Origin of the sequence: Bradymonas sediminis (assembly GCF_003258315.1) — a bacterium.
Taxonomy (GTDB): domain Bacteria; phylum Myxococcota_A; class Bradymonadia; order Bradymonadales; family Bradymonadaceae; genus Bradymonas; species Bradymonas sediminis.
In genome coordinates this window covers 208366-235080 of record NZ_CP030032.1, presented here as the reverse complement: position 1 = coordinate 235080, position 26715 = coordinate 208366, and the positions used below count along the sequence as shown (strand labels likewise).

General features: G+C 61.8%; 22 protein-coding genes. 9 read left to right on the top strand and 13 right to left on the bottom strand.

The window, feature by feature from the left end:
* Window positions 1-45: 45 nt before the first annotated feature.
* On the bottom strand, window positions 46-1179 hold the full coding sequence (locus DN745_RS00815; protein WP_111331245.1) for a hypothetical protein: 1134 nt from the start codon (window positions 1177-1179) through the stop codon (window positions 46-48).
* Between the two features lie 30 nt (window positions 1180-1209).
* The gene (locus tag DN745_RS00810; protein WP_204355061.1) at window positions 1210-2493 is read right to left on the bottom strand and encodes a glycosyltransferase family 2 protein; all 1284 of its coding nucleotides are present in this window, start codon (window positions 2491-2493) and stop codon (window positions 1210-1212) included.
* 348 nt (window positions 2494-2841) lie between these two features.
* On the opposite strand from DN745_RS00810, the gene aroC reads away from it, so the two are divergent.
* The 4 genes from aroC to DN745_RS00790 all read left to right on the top strand — a co-directional run bounded on the left by aroC (window position 2842) and on the right by DN745_RS00790 (window position 9009).
* Window positions 2842-3885 (top strand): chorismate synthase, encoded by a 1044-nt coding sequence (gene aroC, locus DN745_RS00805; RefSeq protein WP_111337483.1) that lies wholly within the window; start codon window positions 2842-2844, stop codon window positions 3883-3885.
* A gap of 361 nt (window positions 3886-4246) precedes the next feature.
* Window positions 4247-4696, top strand: coding sequence for a hypothetical protein (locus DN745_RS00800; RefSeq protein WP_111331243.1), 450 nt, complete (start codon window positions 4247-4249; stop codon window positions 4694-4696).
* 225 nt (window positions 4697-4921) lie between these two features.
* Complete coding sequence (locus tag DN745_RS00795) at window positions 4922-5869, top strand: prolipoprotein diacylglyceryl transferase (RefSeq protein ID WP_111331241.1); 948 nt, start codon at window positions 4922-4924, stop codon at window positions 5867-5869.
* Window positions 5870-6363: 494 nt separating this feature from the next.
* Window positions 6364-9009: a heavy metal translocating P-type ATPase gene (locus DN745_RS00790; protein WP_111331240.1), complete on the top strand. Its 2646-nt coding sequence runs from the start codon at window positions 6364-6366 to the stop codon at window positions 9007-9009.
* 26 nt (window positions 9010-9035) lie between these two features.
* On the opposite strand, the gene DN745_RS00785 is transcribed toward DN745_RS00790, so the two are convergent.
* The 5 genes from DN745_RS00785 to miaA all read right to left on the bottom strand — a co-directional run bounded on the left by DN745_RS00785 (window position 9036) and on the right by miaA (window position 13551).
* Window positions 9036-9689 (bottom strand): hypothetical protein, encoded by a 654-nt coding sequence (locus DN745_RS00785; RefSeq protein ID WP_133622136.1) that lies wholly within the window; start codon window positions 9687-9689, stop codon window positions 9036-9038.
* A complete protein-coding gene (galU, locus tag DN745_RS00780) occupies window positions 9686-10573 on the bottom strand; it encodes a UTP--glucose-1-phosphate uridylyltransferase GalU (RefSeq protein ID WP_111331238.1) in 888 nt (295 codons plus the stop codon). The genes DN745_RS00785 and galU overlap by 4 nt, the downstream gene beginning before the upstream one ends.
* 67 nt (window positions 10574-10640) lie before the next feature.
* Window positions 10641-11318, bottom strand: coding sequence for a (d)CMP kinase (gene cmk, locus DN745_RS00775; RefSeq protein ID WP_111331237.1), 678 nt, complete (start codon window positions 11316-11318; stop codon window positions 10641-10643).
* On the bottom strand, window positions 11315-12454 hold the full coding sequence (gene hisC, locus DN745_RS00770; RefSeq protein ID WP_111331236.1) for a histidinol-phosphate transaminase: 1140 nt from the start codon (window positions 12452-12454) through the stop codon (window positions 11315-11317). Before hisC ends, cmk begins: the two co-directional genes overlap by 4 nt.
* Window positions 12455-12510: 56 nt before the next feature.
* Window positions 12511-13551, bottom strand: coding sequence for a tRNA (adenosine(37)-N6)-dimethylallyltransferase MiaA (miaA, locus tag DN745_RS00765; protein ID WP_111331235.1), 1041 nt, complete (start codon window positions 13549-13551; stop codon window positions 12511-12513).
* Window positions 13552-13710: 159 nt separating this feature from the next.
* Between miaA and DN745_RS00760 the strand changes: the two genes are divergently transcribed.
* Window positions 13711-15147, top strand: coding sequence for a right-handed parallel beta-helix repeat-containing protein (locus DN745_RS00760; RefSeq protein WP_111331234.1), 1437 nt, complete (start codon window positions 13711-13713; stop codon window positions 15145-15147).
* Window positions 15148-15150: 3 nt separating this feature from the next.
* Here DN745_RS00760 and DN745_RS00755 read toward each other — a convergent pair whose 3' ends face one another.
* Both DN745_RS00755 and mutL read right to left on the bottom strand, forming a co-directional pair.
* Entirely contained in the window at window positions 15151-15624 is a 474-nt protein-coding gene (locus DN745_RS00755) for an SRPBCC family protein (RefSeq protein ID WP_111331233.1), read from the bottom strand.
* A 54-nt stretch (window positions 15625-15678) separates the two neighbouring features.
* The gene (gene mutL / locus DN745_RS00750) at window positions 15679-17703 is read right to left on the bottom strand and encodes a DNA mismatch repair endonuclease MutL (protein ID WP_111331232.1); all 2025 of its coding nucleotides are present in this window, start codon (window positions 17701-17703) and stop codon (window positions 15679-15681) included.
* 183 nt (window positions 17704-17886) lie between these two features.
* Between mutL and DN745_RS00745 the strand changes: the two genes are divergently transcribed.
* Both DN745_RS00745 and DN745_RS00740 read left to right on the top strand, forming a co-directional pair.
* On the top strand, window positions 17887-18732 hold the full coding sequence (locus DN745_RS00745; RefSeq protein ID WP_111331231.1) for a CPBP family intramembrane glutamic endopeptidase: 846 nt from the start codon (window positions 17887-17889) through the stop codon (window positions 18730-18732).
* A gap of 111 nt (window positions 18733-18843) precedes the next feature.
* Window positions 18844-19653, top strand: coding sequence for an exodeoxyribonuclease III (locus tag DN745_RS00740; protein ID WP_111331230.1), 810 nt, complete (start codon window positions 18844-18846; stop codon window positions 19651-19653).
* 118 nt (window positions 19654-19771) lie between these two features.
* Here the strand turns inward: DN745_RS00740 and DN745_RS00735 are convergent, their stop codons facing one another.
* Complete coding sequence (locus DN745_RS00735) at window positions 19772-20371, bottom strand: helix-turn-helix domain-containing protein (RefSeq protein ID WP_111331229.1); 600 nt, start codon at window positions 20369-20371, stop codon at window positions 19772-19774.
* A gap of 475 nt (window positions 20372-20846) precedes the next feature.
* Here DN745_RS00735 and DN745_RS00730 point away from each other — a divergent pair, with 475 nt between their 5' ends.
* A complete protein-coding gene (locus tag DN745_RS00730) occupies window positions 20847-22424 on the top strand; it encodes a hypothetical protein (protein ID WP_133622135.1) in 1578 nt (525 codons plus the stop codon).
* A 131-nt stretch (window positions 22425-22555) separates the two neighbouring features.
* A complete protein-coding gene (locus tag DN745_RS00725; protein ID WP_111331225.1) occupies window positions 22556-23245 on the top strand; it encodes a heme exporter protein CcmB in 690 nt (229 codons plus the stop codon).
* Here the strand turns inward: DN745_RS00725 and DN745_RS00720 are convergent.
* The 3 genes from DN745_RS00720 to DN745_RS00710 form a co-directional block, all read right to left on the bottom strand.
* Window positions 23229-24836 (bottom strand): hypothetical protein, encoded by a 1608-nt coding sequence (locus tag DN745_RS00720; RefSeq protein ID WP_111331223.1) that lies wholly within the window; start codon window positions 24834-24836, stop codon window positions 23229-23231. The two genes, DN745_RS00725 and DN745_RS00720, sit on opposite strands and share 17 nt — an antisense overlap.
* A 3-nt stretch (window positions 24837-24839) precedes the next feature.
* Complete coding sequence (locus DN745_RS00715) at window positions 24840-25310, bottom strand: hypothetical protein (protein ID WP_133622134.1); 471 nt, start codon at window positions 25308-25310, stop codon at window positions 24840-24842.
* An 85-nt stretch (window positions 25311-25395) separates the two neighbouring features.
* Complete coding sequence (locus tag DN745_RS00710) at window positions 25396-26607, bottom strand: tetratricopeptide repeat protein (protein ID WP_162687371.1); 1212 nt, start codon at window positions 26605-26607, stop codon at window positions 25396-25398.
* Between the last annotated feature and the right edge of the window lie 108 nt (window positions 26608-26715).

The following is a 26715-nucleotide window of genomic DNA, read 5'->3' as shown; positions in this document are numbered from 1 at the left end:
TCAATCAATAGAATAGCGTGTGCGATACAAACGGTGAGACGACGCTCAGATAAAGAACGGCGCGCTCCCGGTGAACAGCGCCTTCTTCTCGGCCCAGGTCGGGTCATCCAACTTCAGCTCGACCATCTGCCCGCGCACCTGCTCGCTATAGAGCGGGTGGCTGGCGGTGACCTCGCCCTCGAGCACCTGCTCGATCACGCCCACCTGGCGGCACCATACCAGACCCAGCGAGCAGCCATAAACCTTGCTGCCGGCCTGGGCGCCCTCGAGGTTCTCGTAGGGGACGAACGCGATGGTGACCTTGGCGTCCATCGCGCGCAGATACGGCGAGCTCTTGATCTCGGCCTCCATCTTCTCGTAGCGCGCGATCGACGCGTCGAGCATCGCGATGCGCTCATCGACCGAGGCATGCTCGGCGCGCAATTTGGACGCCTCCAGCGAAGACGCGCGGTAGTCGCGCAGCATCGCCAGGACCTCGAAGGTCAGCGGGGTGCTGGGCTCGGCGGGCACCTCGGTGGGCAATTCACCCTGCTCGGGCTCCTCAAGAACACTCTCGAGCGCCGCGACCTCGCGGGTGAGCTGCTCGCGACGGGCGGCCGCCTGGATCTTTCGCGCCTCGCGATTTAACCGCGCGTTGTCGACCTGGGTGAGCGAATAGGTCCCGTCGACGAACGCCTGGCGGTCGATCAGATTCGCCTTATATTCCTCGGCCAACTGCTCGTAGCTCAGGTCCTTATAATTCTTGAGCGCCTCCTCGCTGAGCTTGCCGGATTTGTGAAAATCACCCATCAGGTTATTCACCTTGGCCAACTCACTGCGCCGCCCCTCCAGCTCGGATTTGACCGCCGAGCGCAGCTGCATCCGGAAGGACTCCTGCGCCCGAAGCGCGTGCTCGGTATAGGTCGCGCGCGCCTTAATCTCGCCGCGCTCAGCCAGCAATCGGTCGTGGCGATGGGCGTGGCCGGTCAGCTCGCCGTTGAGCTGAATGACCTTCTCGTGATTCGACGACAGGATCACCGGCGCCACCCAATGGGTGCTGGTCAGGTAGAAGAGGTTGAGCGTAAAATACGACACCAACCCCACCAGAATCGCCGTGAGGATGACGAAACCGAGGATTTTATACGCGTCGGTGAAGAATTTATTGAGCAATTCGATAATGCTTCGGTCCACTTTAAACATCGTGAATCTCCGGGGCGTTGAGCCTGGGAATCATGGGTTCGGCGAGGGTAATTCGGCGCCTGGCAGAGCTTCGTCGGGCAGCGATTCGTCGGGCGTCAAGTCATCAAGCGCCACATCATCGGGCAATTTATCATTGCGGTTGGCCTTATGGCCGCGCGTCTCCCAGGAGCCTGAGTCCAGGGTAAAGATCGCCAGCGGCGTCAGCGCCACATAGGTCACCGGCATAACAATGCCCATCCACAAAAAGTTCAGCGGGTGGACCTTGTCTTCCTTGGGCAGCGCCAGGGTTTGGATATGATACATGGTCCCGAAACCGGCCAACATCGCCAGATGGATCATCGCCATATTCCAAAACGATCCGCGCACCAGGGAGTCGAACACAACCGCCGGATAGACCAGCAAAAGCGCAAAAAGTGAATAATAATGCAGGGATACAAGCGGCGGCAATTTCCACACATGGCTCAGCCCGCCCATATAATCGACCAGGTTGGAGCGCCGCCAGCGAATCTGCTGGCTAAAATACCCCTTGAGGGTCGGCGGGGCGATGGTGTGGCTGACCGCGTCGAGGGTGAGCACCGTCTTATAGCCGGCCTTGATAATATGGCGGGTCAAAAAGCGATCTTCGCCGTATTTGATGGGGATGCCCATCACGTTTCGGTCCTCGAGCACCGGCTCGAGCTCGACGAGCACGTGGCGGCGATAGGCGGTCAAGCACCCGGACAAACACATCACGCGCCGATGGGCGCGCTCGACATTTTTGAGGTATTCGTAGCCGAAATAATATTTGATGGTCTGCATGCGCGTGAGCCAATTCTCATTCTTATTGAGCACATTGACCCGCCCGCCGACCGCCGCGATATCGTCTTCGACAAAACACGCGACCAGCTTTCGCACCGCGTCATCCTCGACCACTACGTCGGAGTCGACCGACACAATGATCTCGGACTCCGCCTGGCGCACCGCGCGGTTGATCCCGCGCCGCTTCCCCATATTGACCGGGTTCTGAATCACGCGCACATTCGGGTGTTTGGCCGCCGCCTCGGTCGCCCAACGATAGCTGTCGTCGGTCGACTGGTCGTCGACCACGATGATCTCCAACTTATCGGGCGCATAATCCTGATTCGCCAGGCTATTGATGGTCCCGACGATGCGCTCGCCCTCGTTGAACATCGGCACCACAATACTCACCTGCGGCTCCCAATCCTCAACGCGCTCATTCATCTTTTTAGCGGTCACCTCCTTCAAGAACGAGCCGACGAAATAGCGGTTCGCGAAGATAATGAGGATCAAGAGATGAACGATCGCTGTAAGCATGAAGTCACTTCCCTATCCTAAATCACAAATAACGCTACCTAACCGAAGAAGTGCGGGCTTAACCTATCATCGGGCGGCTGAGAGCACAATATTAGGGCATTCCGCAGCCTAAAAAACACCAACGAAATCATAAGTTAACGCCCCTTTTTATAATCATTCACGGGCAATCTTCGATAATTTTTCAATATATTAAGGCGCGCCCCACGCCCTCCCGGCGCCGACCACAAAAGCCCGGGCGGGAATTGAGAATCGGGCCCATTCGTGGCAGTACTGCTCCCGCGTGGACTCCCCCCCCGGTTGGGAAGACATGCGCTCACCACATCTTTGCTAAATTTTGCGGGTATGATTATGCGCGGAAATATCTTTGGAAATCTGCTGACCCTGACGACCTTCGGTGAATCCCACGGGCCCGCGATGGGCGCGGTCATCGACGGGTGCCCGGCGGGCATCGCGCTGGACGCAGACGACTTCAGCGCCCAGCTTTTCCGCCGCCGCCCGGGGCAATCGAGCATCACCACCGGGCGCGCCGAGGCCGACGAACCCCAGATTCTAAGCGGTGTCTTCGACGGAGAGACCCTGGGCACCCCGATCTGCGTATTAGTGCATAATCGCGACGCCCGAAGCCGCGACTACGACCCGAATTATTACCGCGCCGGCCACGCCGACCGCGTCTGGCAGGAGAAATACGGCCACCGCGACCACCGCGGCGGCGGGCGCGCCTCGGGGCGCGAGACCCTCTGCCGGGTCATCGGCGGCGTGGTCGCCGAGAAGATCCTGCCGCCCGAGGTGAGCATCGTCGGCTTCACCCGCCAGATCGGGCAATTGCGCGCCGAGGACGTCCCGGCCGACCTCACCCGCCAGAAGGTCGACGCCCACGAAACCCGTTGCCCGGACCCGGCCGTCGCCGACGCAATCTCGGCCGAGCTGCGCGCCTGCAAGGAACAGGGCGACTCACGCGGCGGCATCATCGAATTGTGGATCGACGGCCTCCCGATGGGGCTTGGCGAGCCGGTCTTTCGCAAGGCCAAAAACCTGCTGCCCAACGCCATCATGAGCGTGGGCGCAGTCGTCGGCTGCACCCTGGGCGACGCCGCCCACGACGCCACCATGCGCGGCATCGACTTCCACACCGGCGTCAGCGGCGCGGGCGCCGACGCCGGCATCAGCCCGGCCGCCAACGGCATCCAGGGCGGCATCACCAACGGCGAGCGCATCCGCCTGCTGGCGTATTTTAAGCCGGCGAGCACCGTGGGCTCGATGGCGACCAGCGGCCGCCACGACCCGTGCATCGTCCCGCGCGCCGTCCCGGTGCTCGAGTCGATGGTCGCGCTTGTGTTGGCAGATCTTTATTTGAATACGGCGCTGGATCGGGTGGGTGACCTGCGGTCGTAGGCAGCTAAGCCCGGCAAAACTCGCCCACCACAAGCGCCCGCAGGAGCAACTGTAGATCTTCCCCTCTGGGGAAGATGTCGCGAAGCGACAGAAGGGGGGCTGCGTGCCTGCGAGGCGGTGCGTTGCGTTGCGTACCTGCAACACCCAGCCAACTCGCAACTCCCCCCTCCCCCTGCTGCGCAGGCACCTCCCCCCTGCAGGGCGGAGGATTTCTGTTGCGCTACCGGGGCGTTCTTGGTTCGCGATGCGACGCCCATCAGAAGCGCCCCGCAAAACTCGCTCAAAAAACTCCCCATCCGCCGGGAACCATCACCCTCCCCATTTGTCTATACAATTAAGACAATTCACGGAGGAGAACCCAATGAACTCGCCAAATTATTGGTATGCGTTTGGATGCATTCTTATCGCTTCGATCTGCTCGGCCGGCTGCGGTCATATCGACGAGGACTTCGACTTAAGCGATGAAGAACTCCGGGCTAAATACGAATTAGAGATGGGCGGAATGGGGATCTCGGGCACGGGCCATGTCAGCGGATGTGGGGGATTTGGATACCATCGTCATCGCTATGGGCACGGAGGTTACGGCATCGCAACCGCATCTGGAGACCCGACGATTGCGCTGCCCGACGAAGGCTTGAGCTCCGAGGAAGCACAGCGCGCGGCCTGGGTGGGCCTGGCGATCGCGCGGCGCAGCGCCGACGCGCAACCCGACGAAGACGCCCCTGAGCGCCTCACCGGCCGGCGTATCAGCACCTGGGGCGACTATTTAGCCCACGAGATGGAGCGCGCCGAACGCATGCGTTCCAAATAAAATCCAGCTCCCCGCAAATAAATTCGCCCCCGAGCGTGTTTGGAGTCGTGTGATCGCCATCGGACCTTAACTTTAGCGTGCGCGGCCATCGCCTACGAATCTTTCGCGCGCTCGGTCTTGCGTGTTCTGTTGAGCTACGGTCTCAACTACGGTACGAGTGCGCGCGAATAACCGAGTTAGCAACTCCCCTAACCTCTTCGTTGTTTTTTGCGTTTGGAGCTGATTATGAACATCCTTGCCGCCCTGCCCTATTGGCAATTTGGGCCGTGGACTTTGATCGACAATGTGCCGGGCTTCAATATGCCCCTGCAGATCCACTCCTTCGGGATGCTGGTGGCCATCGGGTTGCTCCTGGCGCTGACGATGGGCAGCCGGCGCGCCGAGCAGAAGATGGGTTTTAGCGGGGAATCCTTCCAGAACTTTGGCTTCTTCCTGATCGCCTTTGGCTGGTGCTTCTCCCACGTCTTCGACGTCGTCTTCTACCAGCCCGAACAGCTCGCCGAAAACCCGTGGATTATCTTTCAGGTCTGGGGGTCGATCTCAAGCTACGGCGGCCTGCTCGGCGGTATCATCGCCGTGTTTATCTGGAAGAAGATGCACCCCGATATGGACCTGCTCAAATGGGCCGACCACGCCGCGTGGGCCCTGCCCTTCGCCTGGTTCTTCGGGCGCATGGGCTGTGCTTCGGTCCACGACCACCCCGGCGGCCTGGCCCCGGACGGCTGGCCGCTGGCGCTGCTCTTCCCCGACGGCACCATCCGCCACGACCTTGGCTTTTACGAGATGATGTGGTGGGGCGTCATCGTCGCGACCTTCGTCATCCTGGACCGCAAGCCGCGCCCCAAGGGCTTCTTCCTGGGCCTGCTCTTCGTGATGTACGCGCCGATTCGCTTCACCCTGGACTTCTTGCGCGTCTGGCCGCAGTCGGCCGAAGGCACCATCGACGTCAACGGCTTCGTCCAATTCTTCCTGGACATCCTCCAGGTCCAGGCCGAGGTCTATACCTACGGCGGCGACAAACGCTATTTCGACCTGACTCCGGCGCAATTTGTGTCCATGGGTATCTTCACCGCGGGCGTGATTATTCTGAGCCGCGCGATGAAAAAAGAACCGGTCACCTGGGAGAAATTCGAACACCCCAATCCCAATGGCGAGAAGCCAAAATCTGAGTAGAACACACACTTACCCCACCATTTCGGAGTGGTCGGCTCCCGCAGTTTCGCTCCTGCAAAGCCCCCCCAAAACAACCACCACCTAAGCCCCTGGGCGAAGCCTGGGGGCTGGCCGCGTCCAGCGGCCGGGGGCTCGTCGCGTATCTGCAAAGTGGTCGGCTCTCGCAGTTTCGCTCTCGCAAAGTGGTCGGCTCGCGACGCGGCCCCCCGGCGCATACACGCCTGCCCCCCAAGCTGCGCTTGGGGGGCCAATCATCGATCAATTCGGAGTGGTCGGCTCTCGCAGTTACGCTCCTGCAAAGCCCCCAAAACAACCACCACCTAAGCCCCTGGGCGCAGCCTGGGGGCTGGCCGCGTCGCACAAGCGAACTATCGTGAACCTTCGGAAGGAATCGCGCACCCTGTTTGTTGCCCGACCGGGGTTTATTTATGCCCAAAATGATCGAGCGAATACTGCTTCTTATCAATCTTCTTATAATCGTTGAGTAAGTTGAAATGACACAAACTTTGCATTTCGATATCGAGGGAATGACCTGTGGAAAATGCAGCGGGCGCGTGTCCAAGGCCATTGAGGGGCTCGACGAGTTCCCCCTGATTGAGGTGAGCCACGAGGAAAACTCGGCGCGCGTGACTCTATCGGAGGCGCAAGAAGCGAACGCCGATGAGATCTCTGAGAATATCGCGCGCGCGGTGACCGAGGCCGGCTACCCTGCGCAGCCGGCCGACGGCGATGCCCCGCCGCTTTTATTTAAACCGACCGAATCAACGCCCTCGCCGGTCGAGAAGCCCGCGCCCAAAGCGCCTCAAAAAAGTAGCGCCGCCGAAGTTCGCATCGACGTCGGCGGCATGACCTGCGCGTCGTGTGTGGGCAGCGTCGAGAAGGCGTTGGGGCGCGTCGACGGAGTCTCCGAGGTGCGCGTCAACCTGACCACCGAGCGCGCGACGGTCACGCTGGAGCGACCGTCCAAAGACGACGCGTCGGTCCAGCCGATGCTGAAGACCCTGCGCGACGCGGTCGAGTCGGCCGGCTATGATGTGCGCGAGATCGACGCGAGCATGTTGCGCGAAGACGGCGCCGCACAGGGCAGTCGGGCCACGCAAAAATCCGAGGACTCACAGCGTAGCAAGCTGACTGAGCGCCGCGCCGAAGAGGCGCGGCTGTGGAAGCTGCGCTGGGTGACCGGGCTTATCCTGACCATCCCGATCCTCTTTGTGCAGATGGGGCCGATGTGGTTTGACCTGGAGCTGAGCGCCGGCGCGAACCTCGGCCGCCTGCTCATCACCGCGTATCTGACCACCATCGTCTACCTCTTCGTGGGCAAGCCCTACCTTGTCGGCGCGTGGCGGCGCCTGAAGCATTTCGGCGCGAATATGGACACGTTGGTGGCCATGGGCGCCAGCGCGGCGTGGCTCTTCTCGATGGTCGTCACCATCGCCGCTGTCTTTGGCACCACGCTGGCCGACGGCAATATCTACTTCGACAGCGCCGCCATGATCCTCACCCTGATCTCGGTGGGTAAATGGCTCGAAGCCCGCGCCAAGGGCAGCGCCGGCGCGGCCATCGAGGCGCTGCTCAACCTGGGCACGAGCACCGCCCGGGTGCGCCGCGGCGACGGCGACGACGCCTGGGTCGAGGTCCCCGTCGACCAGATTCAGGTCGGCGATGAGATGCTCGTGCGACCCGGCGAGAAGATCCCGACCGACGGGATTATCGTGGAGGGACAGGCGGACGTGGACACCTCGATGCTCACGGGCGAATCGGTGCCGGTCTCCCACGGGGTCGACGATGAGGTCATCGGCTCGACCATCAACACCGACGGGCGCCTCGTGGTGCGCGCGACCCGCATCGGCGGCGAAACCGCGCTGGCCCAGATCATCGAACTCGTTGAAAAAGCACAGGAATCAAAGGCGGACATCCAGCGGTTGGCCGATAAGATCTCGGGGGTTTTCGTGCCGGTGATTATCGCCATCGCGCTGGTGACACTCGCGGTTTGGCTCTTCCTTGAGGGGAGCCTCACGGTCGCGATTTTGCCGACCATCGCGGTCCTCATCATCGCCTGCCCCTGCGCTCTGGGGCTCGCCACACCCACCGCCCTGATGGTCGGAACCGGCAAGGCGGCGGGGCTGGGAATCCTGATTCGCGACGCCCAATCCCTGGAGCACGCAGGCAAGGTCAACGCGATCATCTTCGACAAGACCGGCACCTTAACGACCGGCGAGATGGCGCTGAGCGACCTGCGCCCGAAGATCGACGAGGCCGAGGCGCTGCGCCTGGGCGCCGCGCTCGAGTCGGGCAGCGAGCATCCGATCGCCCAGGCGATCATTCGCGCCGCCGAAGAGCGCGGGCTCAAATTGGACGCCGTCGCCGAGTTCCGCGCGGTGGCCGGCGAAGGCGTGCGCGGGCGCATCGACGGGCGCGCGCTGCGCATCGGAAAGCCGACCTGGATCCTCGAGGACGAAGGCGGCGTGGCGAACGCGGCTGACTATCGCGACGAAATCGCGACCTTGCAGCGCGAGGGCAAGACGGTCGTCGCCCTGGCCGAAGACGATCAATTGCTCAGCCTCTTCGCGATTCAGGACCAGATTAAGCAGGCATCTGCCGACACCGTGAAGTGGCTCCAGGAGCGCGACATCGAGGTCTGGATGATCACCGGCGACAATGAAGAAACCGCCCGCGCGGTGGGCGCCCAGGTCGGCATCTCGCCCGAATTTATCCAGGCGGGCGTTCGCCCGCAGGATAAGGCGTCGGCGGTGCAAAAACTGCAGAATCGCGGCGCCCAGGACGGCAGCCCGGCGCGCATCGTCGGCATGGTCGGCGACGGCATCAACGACGCCCCCGCGCTCGCCCAGGCCGACCTGGGCATCGCGATCGGCACCGGCACCGACGTTGCCATCGAGGCCTCTGATATCACGCTGATCTCCGGCGATATCAAAGGCGTGCGACGCGCCGTTGAGATCTCGAAGGCGACCTACGCCAAGATCAAACAGAACCTCTTCTGGGCCTTCTTCTATAATACGGTATTGGTGCCGGTGGCGGCGTTTGGTTTGCTGATTCCGGCCTTCGCCGCCAGCGCCATGGCCCTGTCGAGCGTCAGCGTGGTCAGCAACTCCTTGCTGCTCAAGCGACGCGAGATCGAATGAGCTCTCGGATATAAGGAGAGTGCGACTTATCGCTTAGATTTCGGGGAGTTAGACTGGCCAGAAAGTGACAGGCGCATATTGGCAAAGGGGGCCCCGGCGCGCAAAATATCGACGCGCTCCGGGAGCCCGCCGACGCCTAAATCACCGCTGAGCCTAAACTCCCAATCGACGCCCTGCGCATGCACGAGGACGCGGCGCATCAGGGAGAAGTCCCGGCTCAATACAACCTGCGGCGACGCGCCATAATGGTAGACAAAACCATCTTCGAGCGTGTCGATTTTGCGCTGTCCGGCGTCAATCGCGCCATGCGTCGTCTGGAGTGAGGCCAGGGGATCGGCGGCCGAGAGCAACGAAAAAACCACCGACCAGGGCATCGGCGCATTCGCGTCGATGACCAGGGTCGATGGTTTCTTTTCGGGATCCGAAGCGGATGCCGCTAATTCAAGCTTTTTAGACGCGCCCAAACGCAGGCTCGAGGCGCTGAAACTCTGTAGTTTCGTGCCGAGAACGGTGACCGAAATATCGACCGAAGCTCCCGATTTTAGCGCCCCACGAAGAGACGCCTGACGCGCCTGAGCAACATCTAAGGGAGGCATCGCCGCCCCGGCAGGCGCCGCCCATAGGAGCAGCGCTGCCAGCAATAGAGTCGCCAGGCGCGTCGCGGTCGGGCTCAAACTCAATCGAAATCTCCAGCAGCGATGCGCTCCTTCATATACTCACGAAAGCGCGGACCGATCTCGGGATGCTGCAGGCCGTAGCTGATATTCGCGGTCAGGAATCCGAGCTTATCGCCGACGTCGTGGCGCAGGCCCTCGAACTCAAAGCCGACCAGAGCGCGCTCACGCGCGAGGCGAGCGAGGGCGTCGGTGAGCTGAATCTCGCCGGACTCATCGGGGCGCGCGCCTTCGAGATATTTGAAGATATCTGGCGGCAGCAAATAGCGGCCGATAATCGCCAGGTCGGAGGGCGCGATCTCGGGCGCCGGCTTCTCGACCAACGTGCGAATACGGTGCAGCCCGGGCGACCAGGCCTCGCCGGTGACGATGCCATAATGATGGGTCTGTGTCTTGGGCACGCGCATCAGGCTCACGACCGCCTGTCCGTAACGCTCAAAGACGTCGATCATCTGGCGAGTACAGGTGGGCGTGCTGGAGATAATATCGTCGGGCAGCAGCACCATAAAATGCTCGTCGCCGACCAACTCACGCGCGCAGAAGATGGCGTGGCCCAGCCCAAGAGGCTTCTTCTGGCGCACCGCGATCGTGCGAATCATGCCGCTGATCTCGCGCACACGCTCAAGCTCTTTGAGCTTTCCGCGCTCCTCCAGCAGGCTCTCAAGCTCGTAATTATAGTCGAAATGGTCCTCGATCCCGCCCTTGCCGCGCCCCGTGATGAAGATGACCTCTTCGATCCCGGACTGAATGCACTCCTCGACGATGACCTGAATGGCCGGAAGGTCGACGATGGGAAGCAGCTCTTTGGGCACCGCTTTGGTCACCGGAAGTAAGCGCGTTCCGAAGCCAGCGACAGGGATAACAGCCTTGCGTACGGGTTTTTTATTCATAAAAGCGCTCCTTTAAGCGGCAAATATATTTCAGCAAATTAGAAATCAATGGCTGGTTGTAATCAACTCAGCGCTGATCTGCAAACCCGCCATTGGTGACCACCTCGAGTATTTTCGCCACGACCTGGTCGATATCGAGCGTCGACGTGTCAATGTCGACGGCGTCATCGGCGCGCTTGAGCGGCGCGGCGGCGCGCTCGGAGTCGCGGCGGTCGCGCTCGACGATCTCGGCCAGGACCTGCTCCAGCTCAGCGGCCTCGCCGCGCTCGCGCATCTGGTCGACCCGGCGCTGGGCGCGAATCTCATTGGACGCGGTCAAAAAGATCTTCACGTCGGCCCTGGGAAAGACCACCGTGCCGATATCTCGCCCCTCCAACACGCTGGACGCACGCTCGCCCAGGTCGCGCTGGATCTGCAGCAGCGCCTGGCGAAGCTCCGGGTGGCTCGAGATTTGGCTCGACGCCAGGCTGATCTCGGGCGTGCGAATCTCATTGCCCATCACCCGACCGTCGCAGATCAGGCGATTCTCGCCCTGCTCGTCGCGCTTGAAGTCGAAATGAAGCGACGCCGCCAATTCGGCGATGGCCGGGGCGTCTTCGAGGTTCATCTCGGCCTCGACCGCGCGCCAGGCGACCGTGCGATAGATCGCGCCGGTGTCGATAAGTTGGAAGTCCAGGCGCCGCGCGACGCGGCGCGCGATGGTCGATTTCCCGGCGCCAGCCGGCCCGTCGATGGCTACAATCATGCATCTACTCCTTGCGCACAAAGCGTGGGGATGACCTCTTTCAACCCGCGCAAGCAGCGCGCATTTTCGGCCTGTGTTCCAATTGAAATTCTCAAATAATTCGGCAATCCGTAGCCATCCATCGGGCGCAAAATCACGCCGAGGGCGAGCATCGCGTCATAGACCGCGCGCCCCGGGACGGGCAACTTCACCAACATAAAGTTGGTCTGGCTCGGCACCCACTCAAGGCCGAGCTCCTTCATCTGCGCAAAGCCCTTCTCATATTGCGCGCGACCCTCATTATTAACGCGCACCGACTCGGCGACAAATTCGCGGTCCGCCAGCGCCGCGATGGCCGCCTCTTGGGCGACCAGGCTCGTATTAAAGGGTTTGCGGATGCGGTTCATCACGTCGGTAATCTCGGGCGTGCTCACCGCATAGCCGACCCGAAGCCCGGCCAGCCCGTAGCATTTACTGAAGGTGCGCGTGATGATCAGGCGCTCGCGCAGGTCGCGAAAATCCAGGGCCGTGGCGTAGTCATCGGCCTGAATATAGTCGTGATAAGCCTCATCGATCACCACCACGACATGCTCGGGCACTTCGACGAGCAATTTGCGCAGCTTGTCTTCGGAGACATAGGTGCCGGTGGGATTATTGGGGTTGGCCAAGAAGAGCAATTTCGTGGCGTCGCCGCAGGCCGCGATCATCGCGTCCACGTCGACCTGAAAGCCGTCGAGACCCGGCGCGGTCACAACTTCTGCGCCGTGGCCGATAAGCGAGATGGGGTAGGAGCCGAAGGAATACTCGGCCACCACACCCTGGTCTTTGGGCGACGCGCCCGCGTCGATAAAGGTGTCGATGGCGAGCATCAAGAGCTCGTCGGAGCCCGCCCCGGTGGCGACCTCGTTCATCTGAACGCCGTGGAAATCACAGATCGCCTGCTTGAGCTCAAAGGCCGCGCCGTCCGGATAAATATGAAGGCGCTCGGCCGATTTTCGCACCACCTCGCGCACCTTCTCGCTGGTCCCAAGCGGGTTCTCATTGCTGGCCAATTTGATGATATCGCTCAGGCCCAACTCGCGCTGAAGCTCCTCGATCGGCTTGCCCGCGACATAGGGTTTAACCTGCATAATATAGGGTGAGACAAGTGGCTTCATAGTCGTTTCCGTCACGTAGTTTGGGGCAAAATCTTGAGGTCATCAAAGCGTCATTATCAGCGCTCGACGTTGTGCGAGTCGAGCTGGGCCCAGGAGAGGTCGAGCTGGTCGGTGGGGGCGCCGGCGATGAATGCCTCGATGTCGTCGCGCACCGTCGCGGGCAACCGCCACTCATCCTGCTGGGCCCCCTGCTCCAGGATAGGAGCGAGCGCCCAATGAAGTCGCGGCTCCTTGCGGAACCAGCTGATCTGCTGCTTGGCGTAGCGGCGCGTCGATACCTTCATATCTTCAACCGCCTCATCGAGCGGCACATCTTCGAAGAGATGTTGTTGCATCTGGCGATACCCCAGAGACTGCAAGGGTTTCAACCGCCGATCGTAGCCACGCGAGATCAGCTCCTTATACTCGTCAAGGAGCCCCTGCGCCATCATCTGATCGACGCGTTGGTTGATGCGATCATAGAGCTCTTCGCGCGGGCGAAGAAGCCCTATTTTCAGGGCGTCGTAATTCGGCTCGCGGAAGCGATGCTCACGCTGATGTACGCTGAGCGCCTTACCGGTTTGCTCGTAGATCTCAAGCCCCCGGCTCACCCGGAGGACATCGTTCTCGTGGAATTTCTGGGCAAGCTCCGGGTCCACCTCGGCGAGCATCGCGTGCAAATGCGCCTCGCCGTGGGCGTCGACGAGTTCGCGGTGGCGCGCGCGAATCTCGGGGTCGGCCGGCGGCGCCTCGAAGATCCCATGGACCAGAATGCGCGCGTACATCCCGGTGCCGCCGACCAATAGGGGAACTTTTCCGCGCCCCACGATCTCGGCGATGGTCGCGTGCGCCATCGCCATATAATCGGCGACGTTGCTCTCCTGATCCGGGTCGAGCACGTCGAAGAGATGATGCGGCACCCGCGCGCGCTCCTCGGCGCTCGGCTTGGCGGTGCCGATGTCGAGGTGGCGGTATAATTGGACGCTATCGTAATTGACGATCTCGGCGCCGAAGGCCTCGGCCAGGGCGAGCGAAAAGCGCGTCTTCCCCACAGCGGTGGGCCCGCCGAGCACGATGATGCGAGGCAGTCCGTGGGTCGAGATATTGGCGATGTCCATAGAATAATTTGCTCAATATGAGGGTGCGTCAGTTCGCAACTCAGGGCTTAGGCGGCCCAAAGACTTTTAGCCGGCGCGCCGATATGCGATAGTGCGCGACGTTATTCCAAAATGCTACGCGCCATCTTCATTCTTTACGTGTCTTCGAGTGATCGATCCATGAAAAAACTCAGCATCCTTCTCGTCGCCCTCGCCATCTTCGCCGGCTGCTCGGATGACTCCGGCAGTCCTAGCGATAACACGGGGGATGCGTCCAGCGTCGACGCCTCAAATCAGGACGCCTCTACCCTGGACACCGCCGCCGACGAAGACACCGCGTCGCCCGACGCGGGCTCGGACGCCGAAATATCAACCGACGCCGAAAGCGACGCGACGCCGGACGCAGACACGAGTGAGCCCGTCGACCCGACCGGCTGCGCCCCGCTGCCGGCGAGCGCCGGAACCGAGGTGCGCGTGAGCCCCGCCCAGGTCGGCGAGCTGCCGCAGATCGTGCGCGACGCCGCCTCTGGCACGACCATCTTGCTGGAAGACGGCACCTATATGCTCGGGGCGCCGCTGCAATTTCGCACCCCCGGCGTCACCCTTCGCTCGGCCTCCGACGACGCGAGCGCTGTCATCATCGACGCCAATTATAGCGTCAACGAAGTCGCCTTTATCACCGCCTCAGACGTCACGCTCGCCCATATCACGATCACCCGCGCGGTCGATCATCCGGTCCACGTCACCCCCGGCAGCGCGGGGGTCGACGTCACGGGAACCGTGCTCTACGGCCTGCGCCTTATCGACGCTGGCGAGCAATTTGTGAAGGTCAATTCGAACTCGGCGCGCGATGCCTGGGTCGATTACGGGCGCGTCGAATGCTCGTATTTCGAGATGACCGACGCCGGGCGCCCCAACGTCGAGCGCAACCCGGGCGGCTGCTATACCGGCGGCATAGACGTGCACTCCGCCCGCGGATGGGTGGTGCGCCATAACGAGTTTCACGGGATCTATTGCGCCGGCGAAGGACTCGCGGAGCACGCAATTCACTTCTGGAAGGGCCCGCGCGACACGCTCGTCGAAAACAACCTCATCGTCAATTGCGCCCGCGGCATCGGCTTCGGCCTGGTCGAAAATGGCCAGGGCCGCGCCTACGCCGACGACCCCTATCCGGGGGTCGGACATATCGGACACTATGACGGCGTCATCCGAAATAACGTGATCTACGCCGACATCCCCTGGTATGACACCGGCATCGAGCTGGCCCAGGCCCGGGGCGCCAAGGTCTACCATAACACCGTCTTCTCGACCGACGCGGCGACCGGGTTCTTCAGCTCCATCGACTACCGCTTCGCCAACACCGACGTCGACATCCGCAATAACCTCACCCGGCGCATCACCGTGCGCGGCGGGGCGTCGGGGCGGGTCGAGAATAATAAAGAAGGCATCGACGCGAGCTATTTCGTCGACGCCTCGAACCTTGATTTCCACCTGGCCGACGGGGCAAACGAGGCGATTGATAAGGGGGTTTCGGTGAGCGAAGCTGGCCTGGATATCGACGGGGAGACGCATGATAAAGGCGCCGCGCCGGACCTCGGCGCCGACGAGGCGAAGTGAGGTTTAGCGCCCGTCGAGCGCCTCGGCGGTCACCTTGTGGCGGTAGTCGAACATCTTCTCGAGCATGCGCTCGGCGATGCCGCCGCCGAGCGCCGCGCCCAGCGGGCCCAGCGGCAGGTCGTATTCGATGGAATCACGCAGGATGCTCGTGCCCTCATCGAGCCCAAGCGCCGGGTCCGCCGGCACAAATTGATGCGTGTGCACCCAGGCGCGAAACGGCCCGCTGAGCTGCTCGTCGACGAATTGCTCACCCTCGATAAAGTCACGATGTTTGGCGACCCAGCGCATGCCGACGGGCCCGATGGCGTAGACCTTCATCACTAAAATTGCGCCGTCTTCGAAACGCTCGGGGCGCTTTAAGACCTTTACCTTCTGCCAGGGCGGCACGAGCTTATCAAAGGCATCGGGCTGCAGATGCCACCGCCAGAGCTGGCGGGGCGTGGCGTTGATGGGCGACTCTTTGGTGAAGTGGAGCATCGTGTGGCTTGCCTTGATGATTGGCCTTGATGATGGACGTCTCGAAGCGGCGGGTCAGCGCCGCTCGAAGCACTCCTCCAACTCCAAAAGCGGGATGCGATAATAGACCGGGCGCCCGTGCGGACAATTCGCCTTAAAGTCGATCTCATCCATCTGGACCAGCAGCGCCTCGCACTCCTCCAGGCTCAGCGCGGTCGGCCCGCGCACCACCGAATGACAGGCCATGCGGCTCAGGATCGCCTCCATCTCTTCTTCGACCCGCTCCGAGCGCCCGACGTTACCCAGGTCGTCGATCGCGTCCTTGATCATGCGCTCATGCTTGGCCTTTTGGAGCACCGCCGGTACCGCTTTGAGCGCGTAGGATTGGCCGCCAAAATGCTCGATCTCAAAGCCCGCCTGCGCGAAGAAGTCGAGGTTCTCCTCGAGCGCGTCGGCGCGCAGCGCGTCGAGCTCCATGCGCAGCGGGAAGAGCAGCGGCTGGGTCTGCTTATGCTCCTTGGCGTAGAGCGCGCGCAGCCGCTCAAACCCGATGCGCTCGTGGGCCGCGTGCTGGTCGATAATCAGCATCCCGGAGGCATCCTCACACACGATATATTGGCGCTTAAATTGCCCGATGACCTTGAGCGACGAGAAATAGGCGTTGCCTCCCGCGTGCTCCCCGGGCGGCTCTTCGCCCGTCTCGCCCAGGCCGATGCGCGGCGGCTCGGCAAGCGGCGCGGCCCCGCGCACCGAGAACCCACGCTGCGGCGAGCCGGGCTGGCCCGAGAAGAACGGCGAGGCGACTTCGCCGCGCCCCGTCGGCGTAAACCCGCGCCCCTGCAGCTCCGACATCCGACGGTGGCGGGCGTTGAGCGGCTCAAAGCTTGCCATCGACGGCTTCACCATCGAGGTGTCGCCCCCGGGATAATTGCCCCCCGAATAAGACGCGTCATAGCCGCCCACCGGCGCGTCCGACTCCTCGTCGGCGCCGCGCTCCCAGCTCAACTTCTGGCTATCCTTGAGCTGATAGACCTTGCGCCCCTCGCGCTCCAGCCAGGGCGCCTCGGCCAGCGCGTCGCCGATAGCGTGATACACCGCCCGATAGATCGGCCCGGTGTCATGAAAGCGAACCTCGGTCTTGGCCGGATGCACGTTCACGTCGACCATCTCAAAGGGCACGTCCACGAAGATCACCGCCGAGGGATAACGCCGGCGGTCCATCGTCGTCCCGTACGCCCCTTTCATCGCCGCGCGGATGGTCGAGTCGCTCACATAGCGCCCGTTCACAAAGGCGTAGAGATTCTTCGAGGTGCGCTGCGAATGACTCGGCTTGGAGAAATACCCGCGCGCGACCACGCCGTTGATCGACGGATACTCGAAGGTCGGGAAAAGATCGTCGTAGACCTCGCGCCCCAGCACCTCGAGCACTCGATCTTTAAGGTCATCGACCGCCGGGAAATCCAGGCGAATCTTATCGTCTTTTTTGAGCAAAAAGCGCACATCCGGCCGGCTCAGCCCCATGCGCACCAACATCTCGGTGATATGGCGGCTCTCGGTCGACGGGGTCTTCAAGAATTTGAGGCGCGCGGGCGTATTAAAGAAGAGGTCCTGGACCGTAATCACGGTCCCGGCGGCCATGCCGCAGGCCTCGACTTTTTTAATCACCCCGCCCTCGATCACCACCCGCGTCCCCTCGACCGCGCCGTGGGTCTTGCTGCAGATCTCCAGGCGCGACACCGAGCCGATCGAGGGCAAGGCCTCGCCGCGAAACCCGAGCGTGCCGATGGCCTGGAGGTCTTCGATGCGCGAAATCTTGCTGGTTGCGTGGCGCTCCACGGCGCGCAGCACATCCTCGCGCACCATGCCGCAGCCATCGTCTTCGACCCGGATCAGCTCGCGCCCGCCGTCCTTAATCGCCACCTCGATGCGCCTCGCCCCGGCGTCCAGGCAATTCTCGACCAGCTCCTTGACCACCGAGGCCGGGCGCTCGACCACCTCACCCGCCGCGATCTGGTTGGCGAGCTCTGGGGGAAGCAAGGCGACGGTGCGCGGGGAGTCGGCTGCGTTTTCACGGGCTGGGTTTCGAAAGGTCGGCTGCATAATTCAATCACATTTTGATGATAAGAAACGACGCTTGGGTAGCGTACACTTGTCAATCTCACTTCTAACAGCTTATCCAACATTTGCGAATCTCAGGACGCAAACGCTATCAATTAGAACGAGATAGAACAGCAGAATCTTCCAAAGCCGCCCCAACCCCTAGCCCTTACGAGCCGCATTGGCATGCCCCCATCGATAAAAAACACGCTGCAGCGCTGCAAGACCGACTTTATGGACGCCTTCGAGCAGGTCGAAAACGACAGCTTCGAGTGGCTCGCCGAGAATCGGCGCCGCGTCGACTGGCGCCTGCTCGGGCTGGTCGCGCTTGCCTGTTTTGTGCTGAGCTTTTTGGAGTATTTCGGCGGCTCCGGAAAATACACCACGCTTCAGGCGCCCCTGTCACTCTTCGTCGACAACGCCAACGAGCGCATCATCTACACCTTTCGCACCGGCGAGTACGCCCGGCTCGCGCGGCTGATGTATTGGTCCGGCTGCACCTTCGTCGGCTATATGCTGATCCCCGCGCTCTACGTCAAATTCGTGATGGGCGAGCGTCTGCGCGATATGGGGCTGAGCCTGAAGGGGGCGCTCAAGCATTGGTGGATCTATGTGGGTCTCTTTCTTATCGTCCTGCCCTTCGTCTACCTGATGTCGCTCACCGACAGCTTTCAGAACACCTACCCCTTCTACAAACTCGCCGGGCGAAGCCCCGCCGAATTTGTGGTCTGGGAGCTGACCTATGCCCTGCAATTTATGAGCCTCGAGTTCTTCTTTCGCGGCGTGCTCTTGCACGCGACAAAGAAGCGCTTTGGCATCTATTCGGTGCTGCTGTCGGTCATCCCCTATTGCATGATCCACTTCGGCAAACCCCTGCCCGAAACGCTGGGCGCGGTGTTCGCCGGCATCGCGCTGGGCGTGCTCTCTCTCTACACGCGAAGCATCTGGCTGGGGGTGGCCATTCACGTGAGCGTGGCGGTCGCCATGGATGTCTTCGCCCTACTCGCCCGCGGTGAGTTTCACCTCTTTTGACGGGGAGACACCGCGCACCTAAAGCTCAATTCCACTTGACCTTCGCGGCGGTTCAAGCGAGCAAGAGTCCGTGAAATCCGCGAATTCATCTCCCCGCAGTGACCTCTAAAAATGACTGACTCAGCTGATCTTCTCAAAATCTACGCATGGAATGTCAACGGACTGCGCGCCTGCGCGCGCAAGGGCTACCTCGACTGGCTGCACGGCAGCGACGCCGACGTCGTCGGCCTCCAAGAGGTGCGCGCGCTCGAGGAGCAGCTCACCAAAAAGGTGAGCCAACCCGAGGGCTGGCAGACGCATTTCTTCCCGGCAGAGTTTAAGAAGGGATATAGCGGCGTCGGCCTGTATTCACGCAAGGCGTTTGACGAGGTCTCCACCACGATGGGGGAGGAGCGATTCGACCGCGAGGGGCGCACTCAAATCGCCAAGCTCGGGAAGTTGACCATTGCGAATGTGTATTTCCCCAACGGCAGCGGCACCAATCGCGACCTGAGCCGCATCCCCTATAAGCTCGACTTCTATGACCGCTTGCGCGAAATGCTTCAACCAGCGCTCGAGCGCGGCGAGCCGGTGCTGGTGATGGGCGACTTCAACACCGCGCACCAGGATATCGACCTGGCGAACCCGACGACCAATCGCGAGACCAGCGGTTTTCGCCCCGAAGAGCGCGCCTCATTCCAGCAGTGGCTCGACGCGGGTTGGACCGACACCTTCCGCCATTTTTGCGCTGAGCCCGAGCACTATACCTGGTGGACCTACCGGGGAAATTGCCGCGCGCGCAATGTCGGCTGGCGTATCGACTATGTGCTGGCCTCCCCGGGGGCGATGGAATTCTTGATGGCCGCCGAGATTCACCCCGACGTGATGGGCTCCGACCATTGCCCGGTGAGCGTGACGCTGCACCGCGACGTGCTGGGCTAAGCCGACTGTGTCGCCATGAGCAATCACGGCGACACAACGCGCACAAAAAAGCCGGCGATCTCCTCGGAGATCGCCGGCTTTTTTGTGTATCATCTGTAGCGTCCGCGTGCTGCTAGAATCAGCGGAGGTCGTCCGTCTCAACGGGCGCCGCTTCGACGGGTTGCTCCAGCGCCCAGCGCGTTTCCTGCGCGGCCTGCTCGACTTCCCACTGCTCTTCACCGGCGGTGGGGAATTCGACGGAGTCTTTTGCGGTCGCGCGGCCACTATTTACGACGTTGACCACCAGGACCAGAACGACGAGCACCAGACCAACCGCGACGAGATGCGTCAGTTGGAGTCCGCGGCTAAGATTCGTGATCTGCGAGCCGAAACCAGCGACCTGCTTGCGCGCGCTGTTCTTCGCCTTCGAGATCGACTTCAGCGCGGCGGTGCGGCGCTCGGGAAGCTCGACACGCGAGTTGCTTTGAGCGCCGGTATAGCGCTCAAACGCCTGGATCACGACCTCGGGGTCAAGACGCAACTCCCGGGCGTATCCACGCAAATGGCCGCGTAAAAAGACGTCTGCGCTGTATTCATCGAAGCGATTGGCTTCAAGATTACCGAGCATGGTCTGAGTAATACGCGAGATCGCAGCCACTTCCTGCAGGCTTAGCCCCATAGCGAGGCGTGCGTTCTTGAGGATGCTGCCTGGCGATAATTTTTCGACGTCGCGACTCATACTACGATAACTATGTCTAAGGCGGTGGGAAACCTGGGCAAACGTTTCATGCGGACGAAACGTACTCAAAAAAGGTTCTGATACCGAAGGCCGTAAAGACGAGTTTTACATGGGGATGCCACGAGCTTACATCTTAATTTCGGCGAGGTTACTCAACGCCCCGATTCAACCATACCAATGGGCATATTGTCAATGAATTAGTTTAAGATTTGCCATGGCCTCGCTTTTCTGCACTTGTCAAAAGAATCGGCGCGCTTAGGCCGCTAAAATTAACTTCGCGCGCCCCGGCGGGGCTCGATTGTCTGCGCCAGCCGTCCTCCCAAAATCGCCCGGCCCACGCAGACACCTATCCCCTTGCTAAACTTGACACTCTGGGGGGCTTGCTGGTAGCAATCCGGGTGATTTTCGAGCTTATTGTACTAGGTGCTTTTTTGAATATTAGTGATCGTGATTTACGCGCCTGCAGGAGTTTTTTATGCGTCGTTTTTTTCTGAGTTCCTCCTTGTTTTGCGCGACGGCTGTGGCCATTTCGTTGCCGGTGCTGTCCGCGAACGCGGCTGAATATACCGATCTGCTTGATGCGGCCGATGACTTTGATGATTTCGATAAGGACACCTACAATCCTTTCGATTTTAATCTGGAACCCTCGTTCCAATACGATATATCCAGCGCGAAGATCTCGCGTGAAGCCCCCTGCGTGCCGAATCGAGCCGATTATGCGGGACAACCCGGGGTCATGAACAACCCGCGACTTGTCGAAGGACAGGGCCGTTGTTCCACGCCCGAGATGGTCTACAACCGCGAGATGGACTACGAATACTCGCAGAGCACCCTTAACCTGGCGCTGCGCGCGGGTCTGTATAAGGACCTGGAATTGCGCATCGACGTCCCCTTCGTCATCGGCAGCTCCGCGACCCTGAAATATGCCGACGGCGTCGACGCGGCTAACTCGTCGGTGGACCCGTCCAATGACCGCGTGAACGCGGACGCCCGCAATGTCTTCACGCGCGGCAACCCCAACGACGTCAACCTCCGCGAGTTGGATGGCTTCAGCATGTACCGCTATTTTGACCTCGCCAACGAAGGCTCGACCTACGAGCGCTCGGGGTTTGCGGATCCGACGATCGGCCTGGCATGGGCGCCGTTCAACGACCAACGCGATGACACCAAAGCGACGCTGCTCATTGGCATGGATTATACCATGCCGATCGCGCCGATTAAGCGCGCCGATAACGACGCCGTGGGTCAGGGCCAGCATATGCTGCATTGGAAGCTGGCTTCCTCGCGCCAATTCGACTGGATCAACCCCTATTTCGGCCTCGAATACTTCTTGCCGCTGCTTGCCAGCGACTCGCCGATGCGCAAATCCTACCCGGGCAACCAGGGTCAGGTGATCGAGAACGCGCCGATGCGCGGTGACATCACCATCGGCACCGAGTTCATCCCCTTCGAAGATGCAGAGACCGGCGCGCGCTACGCGATCGACCTGCGCTTCACCATGGGCTATGTCAGCGAGGGGCGTGACTATACGCCGCTGTTCGACCACCTCGCCAACAGCCAGTGTAACCGGAAGACGCTCGGCGACGTGATGCCGCAATTCGACACCAACGGCAACCTGACCAACCCGGCCGACGTGGCCTGCGCCTGGATCGTGCAAGAGCCGGGCAACGCCTCGCCCAACGCCGCCTACGACCTGAGCACCACGTCGAAGTCGACCCCGTTCCAGACCGACGGCTTGATGACGGTCGAGGACTACGCGACCTTCGCCGGACAGCTCGGCGTGTATCTTCAGCCGACCGAGTATTTCCAGATTAAGGCATTGGTCGCCCTCAAGCATCGCCAGGAGCACTTCCTGACGAACTCCCGCACGGGACGCGACGCGGACGACGCGCTTGAGGTCACCCCCGACGACACCGTCGACCTCACCGGCCCGGACGCCGCGCTTGAGCGCAACCCGGTCTATAACGCGACCTTCGACTCCTCGGGCAACCGCTTCCGCGTGCAGGAATATAACACCTGGTCCTTCCTGGTGAACGCCGCGCTGCAGTTCTAAACCCGAGCAGCCGGGACAATCGAATAAATCGAGCCGGCGCGTTAAGTGCCGGCTCGGTGCTTTCTTGGTATACCGCTTCTGCGCCCGCCCGCGCGCAACTGACTCCTCCACACTCAACCCGACCCACGACAATGAACCCATCGTTTGCGACACAGGTGACGGCCCTGGTTCGAAAAGACCTGCGGCGCGAGCTGCGCAGCGGCGAGACCCTGGTGACGACCACCTCCTTCTCGCTGCTGCTGATGCTGATCTTTACCTTCGCATTCTACCAGCGCGACGAGACCGTGGCGTTGGTCTTCCCGGGCATCCTATGGGTGGCGATCATCTTCTCGGGGATGCTGGCGATCGGGCGCACATTTGCCCAGGAGCAAGAGAGCGGATGCCTGCGCGCGCTGGCGCTGATCCCGGGGACCCAGACCTCACTCTACACCTCGAAGCTGCTGGTCAACCTCATCTTTATGGGCGTCTTCGAGTTGGCGCTGGTCCCCATGCTCGCCCTGGCCTTTTCGGTCAATATCTTCGAGCATTTCGGCTGGTTTGTGGTGATTTTGGGCGCAGGGACGCTTGGCTTTGCCATCCTCGGCACGCTTATTTCGGCCATGCTCGTGCACAATAGCCTCAAGGACGTGCTCCTGCCGCTGGTGCTCTTTCCGCTGGTGGTGCCGCTGCTGATCGGGGGGGTAAAGGCGACCGGGTTGCTGATGCCCGGGGGCGACCCAACCGGCGTTCAGACCTGGGCGGTCGTGATGCTCATGATCGATATCGCCTTTTTGCTCGGCTCGTTTTTTATGTTCCGCTGGGTGCTCAGCGCCATCGAATAAGATGGTCGCGCTGGTCGGCGCGGAAGAAGAGCAGGTGCCCCTCGTCGACGGCGACAAGGACCCAGTCAGGGTCCGCCTGGGCGGCGCGAATCAGCCCACTCTGCTCGCCTGGGCTGAGCAAGAGCGTCCGCACGCCATACCCGTCGAGCACCTCCTGCCAGCCGTCTTTTGCCCCAGCGATCTCGAAATAGACCTCCCATAGGGACTCGGGGATCATCTCCATACGCTGGTCCACAAACGCGACCTGCCGGGGCACGGGCGTCGCCAGCGCATACGCAAGATAACCGCCGACGCTCTGGCTATGAAAGATGCGCCCCGGATAGCCGTCGCGCAACATCCCCTCCATGATCTGGGTCGGCGTATCCGTGTCGATCATGCCCTTTCCCGGGCCAGCCCGGCGCGTCGCCCCGCTCAACAATTCCACGCCCGTCTGATGCACGGGAAGCCCCGGCTGACTCAGCACCAGGCCGCCGACCATCACGACGGCGAGCACCATGTGCAGCGCCCCCTGGGCGCCGGTGGTAGCGGACTCGCGCCAATCATCAAGCTTGAGCGCTCGACTCAGCGGGCCAGGAAGGACCAGCATCATCATCGCCGCCCACCAGAACATATGCCGAATCGAGCCGAAGGCGAGGTACGTGGTGGCGGCAAAGAGCGCGACTTCATAGAGCTTCAGGTTCTTTCGGTCACGGGCCAGCAGACTCAGGCCCACGACCAACACCAAAAACACAAGCAGGCCGTAGGGCTCGGAGATATCCGGCGGCTGCCATTCACTCACGCTTTGGGAGACCGGCGAGACGACCGTCAGCTGATGGACATAGGTATAGATGCCCACCCCCTGCGGGTTAAGCAGGGCGGCGAGCGCGGTCATAACGCTCGTGCCACCCCAGACCAGCGCCTCGCGCATCGGCATCCGCCGCGTCTCCAGCCACTCCTGGACGACCAGCGCCCCGCCGCATAGCCCAACGAGAATGGGCACCAGAATAAAGGTCCCGTGCAGATTACCCCACAAGGCGGTCAGCGGAATCAATAGCAGAAGCCAGCGCCGACTGAGTCGCCTATCGGCGACGCCAAAGAGCACGCCCAGCAACAACATGAAGGGAAGAAACGCAAACATCTGGGTGCGCACGGCGAAGACCGGCGCCCCGGCGGCGACCGCCAAGAGCGCCAGCCCACCGACGATGCGCGGCTCCCGCACCCGCCAAAGCGCCAACCCAAGCAGCGCGGTGGTCGTCAGAACCGTCGTAATATTTCGCAGGATAAGGAGCCCGGCATGCCCGAAATTATCGAGCAACTTCGCCATCATCAACTGGCTCAACCAGGGTTGGTTGAAGAACGGCGCATCTGCCGGCATCGTATAGAGAAAGAGGTTTTCATGCGGAATCCCCGCGCCCGACGCGATCAGGTTCCCCATCGCCAGCGACCACCAATAGTCGTGCGGAGTGATGGGCGCGAGCGCGAGTCGCAGCGACAGGCCCACCACCGGGGCGAGCAGCCAGATGAGCGCCAGGGGTATCGGCCATCGAAAGAGCGCGCGAAGCGAAGTCGCCGCGGCCGGCGAGGCGTCATTGGACTCAGGAATTTGCTTCAACTGCTACCCCTTGCGTGATTTTACTACGACATAGCCAAGCAACCCGAGCAGCCCCAGGATGATGGGAATCGCGAACGGATTAAAGCCGCCGCAACCACCGGTTGGCGCCACCGCAGCGTTCGTCTGAGCGGGGGCGGGGGCGCCCGATTTCTTGTCCGTGGCACCTTCGGTCGCGGCGCCCTCGGCCTGAGGCGTGCCCGCAGCGCCGCTCGGAGCCGCAGCGGCTCCGCGTCCCTGCGAGGCGCGCTTTGCGTCGGCGCGCCGCTGATTGGCGCGCAGCCGATCCATCTCGTTATCCTGAATGCTCACCGCGCCGACCGAGTCGTTGGCAAACTCGACCTTCTGCCCCACGCCCCCGCCAAAGACCTTAAGGCCTGCCACGACAACCATCGCGACGAGGACAAGCAACATCACCGTTTCGGTCGTCGTGGCTCCCACGCCCCGGCGCAAACTGCGGTGAAGTTGAGTCTTCATAGAGGCATCCAAATTGGAGTCGAACTTCGCCTTATCGGTCATCCCACGAGCCGTCTTCGGGACACCCTTGGCACCAAAAGCCAGGTTATTCTGCCGGATTCCCCGACGTCTTCGCCTCGCCGAGGTCAGCCGCCGAGGCGCAGGCTTTGAGGAATTCCCCATAGCCCTTCGCGCCTTCGAACCGCTCGCACAACGCGTCTGCAGCCTGCGGCTCGCCCAACGCGCGGTACACAGTCCACAACGCCTGAACCTCGGCGGGCGCGGGCTTCTCGGCGATCGTAGCGCTTAGCCACCGCCGCGCGCGGTCATACTCTTTGACCTCCGCCAGCGACTGACCATAAATGCCCATCAAGGGCGTGGTCAGCGCATCGGCCGGCAGGCCTTTTAGCAAATTAACAACTTCCTGATGATTGTGATTGGCGAAGGCACTTTCGGCAAGGGCGACCACCTGTTCATCGCGAAGTTTTCCAGCCTCGGCCGGATTCTGCTGCGCCGACGACGCGGCCGCTGGCGGCTCCACAACACCGCGGTCGATGGTTATCTCGCCGCCTTCTTCGCCGGGTTGCTCGCCCGTCTGCTCCGGCAAATCGGTGGCGTCCCCGGAGGGCTTCACCTCGGCGGGTTCCGCGCCCTGGCCGAGCCGTCGGGCCAACTCGCCCTTCATGGCGCCCGGTTCAGTCATCACCGGTTGGTACGGCGCCGAACACGACACCTCAGCGGGCCCCAGGCCATCGCCGTCGAAGCTCGACTCCAACGATTTCACCCGCGCCCGAACCTTGCCGCTCTGGCGAGAATTGGGGCTCAATTCCAGAAAACAATTATAAAAGCCGTAGGCCAAACGCGGGTTATTGAGGTGCTTATCATAGAGCACGCCGAGGTTGACGTAGGGCACCGGGTCGCTGGGCTTCATCTGCTGAGCCACCATCAGGTAGGACTCGGCGTTGAGCGGCGAGCCGGCGTACATCAACGCGGCCCCCAGGTCGTTAAATACGGTCTGAGGGTCATCGGTGGTCTCGAGCACAGTCTGCAACACCCGCACAGCCTTGGTATAGTTGCTGGTCGCGATATAGAAGTCGGCCAACTCACGCGCGACATCTTCTCCGCCGCCAAAGCCCATGGCGCGGTTAAAATACCGCTCGGCCAGGGAGAAGTCGCCGATACGAAGCGCCGCCTGAGCGGCATTTGCGTAGATCTGGGCCGAATTATCCCCGCCATCGATGGCGCGCTCATAGTGGTCGAGCGCCTCGGTATAGAGGCCAGCCTTGAACGCACGATCGCCGCGCTGCTGAGTGCTCACGCACCCCGCGGCGACGCAAAGCGCGCCAGTGCACAGGGCGACGCGCACCCAGCGCCACGAGCGTTGGGTGCGAGTCGAAGTCGAGGGGGTTACTGATGTTTTGGAGGT

Coding starts and splice junctions, on each gene's coding strand:
- DN745_RS00755 (WP_111331233.1), bottom strand. CDS start 15,624: ATGCTCCACTTCACCAAAGAGTCGCCCATCAACGCCACGCCCCGCCAG.
- aroC (WP_111337483.1), top strand. CDS start 2,842: ATGCGCGGAAATATCTTTGGAAATCTGCTGACCCTGACGACCTTCGGT.
- cmk (WP_111331237.1), bottom strand. CDS start 11,318: ATGATTGTAGCCATCGACGGGCCGGCTGGCGCCGGGAAATCGACCATC.
- DN745_RS00730 (WP_133622135.1), top strand. CDS start 20,847: ATGCGTCGTTTTTTTCTGAGTTCCTCCTTGTTTTGCGCGACGGCTGTG.
- miaA (WP_111331235.1), bottom strand. CDS start 13,551: ATGGACATCGCCAATATCTCGACCCACGGACTGCCTCGCATCATCGTG.
- DN745_RS00760 (WP_111331234.1), top strand. CDS start 13,711: ATGAAAAAACTCAGCATCCTTCTCGTCGCCCTCGCCATCTTCGCCGGC.
- DN745_RS00715 (WP_133622134.1), bottom strand. CDS start 25,310: ATGAAGACTCAACTTCACCGCAGTTTGCGCCGGGGCGTGGGAGCCACG.
- DN745_RS00810 (WP_204355061.1), bottom strand. CDS start 2,493: ATGCTTACAGCGATCGTTCATCTCTTGATCCTCATTATCTTCGCGAAC.
- DN745_RS00725 (WP_111331225.1), top strand. CDS start 22,556: ATGAACCCATCGTTTGCGACACAGGTGACGGCCCTGGTTCGAAAAGAC.
- DN745_RS00790 (WP_111331240.1), top strand. CDS start 6,364: ATGACACAAACTTTGCATTTCGATATCGAGGGAATGACCTGTGGAAAA.
- mutL (WP_111331232.1), bottom strand. CDS start 17,703: ATGCAGCCGACCTTTCGAAACCCAGCCCGTGAAAACGCAGCCGACTCC.
- DN745_RS00800 (WP_111331243.1), top strand. CDS start 4,247: ATGAACTCGCCAAATTATTGGTATGCGTTTGGATGCATTCTTATCGCT.
- DN745_RS00735 (WP_111331229.1), bottom strand. CDS start 20,371: ATGAGTCGCGACGTCGAAAAATTATCGCCAGGCAGCATCCTCAAGAAC.
- DN745_RS00795 (WP_111331241.1), top strand. CDS start 4,922: ATGAACATCCTTGCCGCCCTGCCCTATTGGCAATTTGGGCCGTGGACT.
- galU (WP_111331238.1), bottom strand. CDS start 10,573: ATGAATAAAAAACCCGTACGCAAGGCTGTTATCCCTGTCGCTGGCTTC.
- DN745_RS00815 (WP_111331245.1), bottom strand. CDS start 1,179: ATGTTTAAAGTGGACCGAAGCATTATCGAATTGCTCAATAAATTCTTC.
- DN745_RS00740 (WP_111331230.1), top strand. CDS start 18,844: ATGACTGACTCAGCTGATCTTCTCAAAATCTACGCATGGAATGTCAAC.
- hisC (WP_111331236.1), bottom strand. CDS start 12,454: ATGAAGCCACTTGTCTCACCCTATATTATGCAGGTTAAACCCTATGTC.
- DN745_RS00745 (WP_111331231.1), top strand. CDS start 17,887: ATGCCCCCATCGATAAAAAACACGCTGCAGCGCTGCAAGACCGACTTT.